The organism is Arthrobacter sp. 35/47 (assembly GCF_000520475.1).
Taxonomy (GTDB): domain Bacteria; phylum Actinomycetota; class Actinomycetes; order Actinomycetales; family Micrococcaceae; genus Arthrobacter_D; species Arthrobacter_D subterraneus.
Genome location: NZ_KI914603.1, coordinates 50,322 through 52,312, shown reverse-complemented (window position 1 = coordinate 52,312; position 1,991 = coordinate 50,322). Strand labels below are relative to the sequence as shown.

General features: G+C 69.6%; 2 protein-coding genes. One reads left to right on the top strand and one right to left on the bottom strand.

What is annotated here, in order from left to right:
* Window positions 1-1,769: FAD-binding oxidoreductase (locus X803_RS21525; protein ID WP_035778615.1), on the bottom strand; the 1,769-nt coding region annotated here is incomplete at its 3' end.
* A 52-nt stretch (window positions 1,770-1,821) separates the two neighbouring features.
* Between X803_RS21525 and X803_RS21095 the strand changes: the two genes are divergently transcribed.
* Window positions 1,822-1,991, top strand: a 170-nt coding sequence (locus X803_RS21095; protein WP_035778614.1) for a GntR family transcriptional regulator, incomplete at its 3' end; no start/stop codon positions are given.

Sequence of the window (1,991 nt, the reverse complement as noted above, 5' to 3'; positions counted from 1 at the left end):
CCCCCGGTGACGCTTCCGTTAATCATTTCCTGCAGCGCCCGGGCACGGCCGCGCGTGGAGTCCTTCTCCTCAAGGGTCGCCACGTAGGACGGGCACATCACGGTATGGCTGTTCCGCTGCGTGGCGCGGCACTGGCCCACGCCGGTACAGCGGTGGACCGCCTGGCTGAAGTCGCCGTCGTCGTGCTCATAACCGAAGGCGAGGCCGGAGCGCAACGGTCCGGCCTCTGCGACCCGAACGTTGGCGTCGAGGGGCTCGGGATCCACCAGGATGCCGGGGTTGAGGATGTTGTCCGGGTCGAAGATGCCCTTGACCCTGCTGAAGAGCGAGAGCGCAGCCGGCGTATACATGTACGGCAGAAGCTCGCTGCGGGCACGGCCGTCGCCGTGTTCGCCGGAGAGGGACCCGCCGTAGGAGGCCACGAGCCGTGCCGCGTCGGTGAGGAAGGCACGGAAGGCGGCGGCGCCGTCGTCGCGCTGGAACGGGAAGTCCAGGCGCACATGGACGCAGCCGTCTCCGAAGTGGCCGAACGGGAATCCCGTGAGGTTGTGGGTCAGGAGGAGTTCGTCGAATTCCCGGAGGTAATCCCCCACCCGTTCCGGCGGGACGGCCGCGTCCTCCCACCCCGCGTGGGCCGGTGCACCTGCCGGCGAGCGGCCGGCAAGCCCACCGCCGTCCTCGCGGATCCGCCACAGCGCTGCCGCCTGGGCCGGGTTGGTGATAATGCGCGAGTCCGTGGCGACGCCGATGCGGCTGACCGCTGCTGCCCGGTCGGCGACCTCGGCGGCGTCGTCACCCGAGATTTCAACAAACAGCCAGGCCGCCCCACCGGGCAGTTCGGGCACGGCCTGCGTTCCCTTCCGCGAGCGCACCACCTCGACGATCCGCGAATCCAGTCCCTCACACGCGGTGGGCTTGAACGGCAGCACGGCGGTCACGGCGTCACCGGCGTCGCCGATGTTCGCGAACCCAAGCACCACCATGGTCTTGTGCGGCGCGTCGGTCACCAGCCGGACGCCCGCTTCGAGCACCACGGCGAGCGTACCCTCGCTGCCCACGAGCATCCGGCGCAGGTCGAATCCGCGTTCCGGCAGCAGATGCTCCAGCGAGTAGCCTGACACCTGCCGGCCAAACCGGCCCAGTTCCGTGCGGATGGTCCCGAGGTTCTCGCCCACCAGCGAGCGGAGCGCGTCGGTTTCAGCGGACGACGGCGCGTCCCCGGCTCCCAGCCGGAGCCTGGTGCCCGATCCCGTCATCACCTCGAGATGGGTGACGTTGTCAGCTGTGCGGCCATAGGCGAGCGCCCGCGATCCGCACGCGTTGTTGCCGATCATGCCGCCCACGGTGCAGCGCGTGTGCGTCGACGGGTCAGGACCGAACCGGAGGCCATGGGCGAGCGCCACCTTCTGGAGCGTGGCATGCACGGCGCCGGGTTCCACAACGGCGGTCCGGCTCTCGGCGTCGAACTCCAGGACCCGGTTGAGGTGGCGGCTGAAGTCAATGACGACCCCGCGGCCGATCGAGTTTCCGGCCAGGGACGTGCCGGCGCCGCGTGAGGTGAACGGGATCCCGCGTTCGCGGCACACTTCGAGGGTGGTGAGGACTTCGTCGAGGTGCCGCGGGAAGACAACAGCGGCGGGCTGGATCCGGTAGAGGGAGGCGTCGCTGGAGTAGACGGCGCGGGAGGTTGCGTCAGCCCGCGCATCCGCAACACCGCGCGACTGCAGTTCGGATACAAGGGACCTGGGTGCCGTGAGCGTCGTCGCCATGGGTAACATGTTACTACTACGCCGACCCCGCGCACACGGCTAGGCTTGGTGCATGCCTGCCGCACCGACGCCGCGACCGCCGTCACTCACCGAACGCACCATCGAAGCGGTGCGTGACGGCATCCGGAACGGCACGTTCGTACCCGGTGAGCTGTACTCGGTGTACCAGCTGGCGGACCGGCTGGCCGTCTCCCGCAGCCCGGTCCGCGAGGCGCTGCTGCG